This is a genomic window from Bradyrhizobium sp. ORS 375 (genome assembly GCF_000239775.1).
Classification (GTDB): Bacteria; Pseudomonadota; Alphaproteobacteria; order Rhizobiales; family Xanthobacteraceae; genus Bradyrhizobium.
On sequence record NZ_CAFI01000361.1, the window covers coordinates 1 to 2302 of the forward strand.

The following is a 2302-nucleotide window of genomic DNA, read 5'->3' on the forward strand; positions in this document are numbered from 1 at the left end:
GACGAACACTTCTCGTGCGGCTGCCCCTCACCCCAACCCTCTCCCCGTGAAGGACGGGGAGAGGGAGCGCACCGTCTGCGTGGCGATGGCTTAGGCGCGAACTCATTTGCTTAGGGCTTCGCTCCATCAAAGTGCGTCCGAAACCACGCCCAGGTCTGCCGCGTCACCGCGACATAGCCCTGCCCGCGATACTTGATCTCGCCATCGACGATCGCATGCAGCTTCGGCAAGGCGTGGAACGGCACCGCCGGATAGGCGTGGTGCTCGACGTGGTAGGGCATGTTCCAGGCGAGCCAGTGCACGAATTGCGTGGTGAAGGTGGTGCGGGTGTTGTGGAAGGCGCTTCTTGTGTGATCGCAGCCGGTGTGCTCGGCGTAGAGGTAGGGGCGCAGGATCAGTTGGCCGAACAGCAATGGCAGCACCCAGACCCACAGCAAGAGCGCGCTGTGCAGCGCCAGCGAGCCGAGCAGCAGCAGCGTATAGCCGGCGACATAGATGCGCGCCTCGCGCACGATGGTGGCGCGACGGCCGGCGGGGATCCAGGGCACGGTGACCTCGCCCGTTACCGCATGCTTCAGCAGCAATCGCAAACGGCCGGCTACCTGAACCAAGCCTGAATAGGCGATCGCGAGCTGTGTCTCCGAACGCGGCTTGGGGCCGACGATCAGCTCGGGATCGCGCTGGGGATCCTGGGTGTGGCGGTGATGCTCCCAGTGAAACAGGCAGTAGTACTCATAGGGCAGTCCGATCAGAAAGCCTGAGAGATAGCCGACCGCCACGTTCAGCCGGCGGCTGTCGAATGCGGTCTTGTGCGCGGTCTCATGCACGGCCATGAACAGGAACGCGACGAGCACGCCTTGCAGCAGCATCAGAGGCAGCGCCCATACGACGCCTTGGGCGGAAACGATCAGCCCGATCAGCGTGCCGACCACGGCGATCGCGCCGTAGTGACTGAGCGCGCGCAAGGCGCCCCGGACGTTGGAGCGCTGCGTCAGCTCCTGCAGCATCGCCGGCGTCCGCCGCTTCGGGCGCGGCGCAAATTCGTCGGTGGGCACATCGGTCATGACGGACTCAGGGATCAGCTCTGGAGAAGGGTTGAGACGTGGGTGTTGATGAAGTCGCGGTCGGCCGGAATACGGATCGGATTGCCGGCGCGGTGGCCGTGGATCGACGGGATCGGCCGCAGCGCGGCCGATCCCGCGTTGATCAGCTTCGGCAGCTCGCGCTCATTGTCGCGCCAGTCGAAATAACGGTCGGTCTGCCCGGGCATCAGCAGCATGCGCGCGGTGATCGCGGCCAGCGCGCGATCGAGATCGCCGCCGAAGGCCGCGCAAGCGCTGATGTCACCGCCTTGCCAGATCGCGATCTGCGCCAGCAGATTGTTGGCGTCGCGATGCGCAAAGGCGGTGTCCCAGGTGGCGGCGAGATAGTCCTCCTGCGAGCCGAAACCCTGCTCGCGCCAGACCTCGTCGCGGTAGAACTCGTAGGACATCGCCCAGCCCGCATAGATGCGGCCCATGGCGCGCAGGCCGGCCACCGGCGTCTCGACGAAGCGGCCGTTCCGGAATGCCGGGTCGGCGACCAGCGCGGCCTTCACGGCGTCGAGGAACAGATGATTGTAGGGCGAGCAGCGCGCGCTGCCGCAGACGACCGCCGCGCGCTCGACCATATTCGGGTGGAGAGCAGCCCAGTGATAGGCCTGCATGCCGCCCATCGACCAGCCATAGACCAGCGCGATCCGGTCGATGCCGAACTGCTCCTCCAGCAGCCGACGCTGGACCGCGATGGCGTCGTGATAGGTGATCGCCGGGAACGGCGTCTCACCGGCCGGCGTGTTCGAGGGCGACGACGACAGGCCGTTGCCGAACAGGTTCGGGATGATGATGAAGTAGTTGTTGGGATCGAGCGCGCCGCCGGGCGCGATCAACCATTCGGTGTCGGTATGCTGCGCACCGAACGAGGTCGGATAGAGAATGACGTTGTCCTTCGCCGCGTTCAGCGTGCCATAGGTCTTGTAGGCGAGCCGCAGCGAGGGGAACGTCGCGCCGGATTGCAGCACGACGTCGCCTGCCTCGAACATCTGATAATCGCCAGCTGCCGTCATGCGCGTGATCCCATGTCATCCCTGCGCCGAGCCTAGGTGATGCGCGGCACGCCTACACGCCCATTTTTTGGCATGGCATGCTCGCATGAACGGCGCGGCGGCATGGCGTCGCATACACAGCTTCGCCGGGACCATGGGTTTGCGCTCTCGCGGCGGGTTGCGCCCGAGTCTTGCCAGGTGGAACACCCTCGAAAACGT

The 2302-nt window shown here is 65.5% G+C and carries 2 protein-coding genes; both read right to left on the reverse strand.

What is annotated here, in order from left to right:
* Positions 1–110: 110 nt before the first annotated feature.
* Positions 111–1064 (reverse strand): fatty acid desaturase, encoded by a 954-nt coding sequence (locus BRAO375_RS25355; RefSeq protein WP_175345365.1) that lies wholly within the window; start codon positions 1062–1064, stop codon positions 111–113.
* Positions 1065–1078: 14 nt separating this feature from the next.
* Positions 1079–2104, reverse strand: a complete 1026-nt coding sequence (locus BRAO375_RS25360) for an alpha/beta fold hydrolase (protein WP_009030308.1) — start codon at positions 2102–2104, stop codon at positions 1079–1081.
* Between the last annotated feature and the right edge of the window lie 198 nt (positions 2105–2302).

Bases quoted from the DNA above. Each gene is read 5' to 3' on its own strand.
- BRAO375_RS25360 (WP_009030308.1), bottom strand. From the start codon at position 2,104: ATGACGGCAGCTGGCGATTATCAGATGTTCGAGGCAGGCGACGTCGTG.
- BRAO375_RS25355 (WP_175345365.1), bottom strand. From the start codon at position 1,064: ATGACCGATGTGCCCACCGACGAATTTGCGCCGCGCCCGAAGCGGCGG.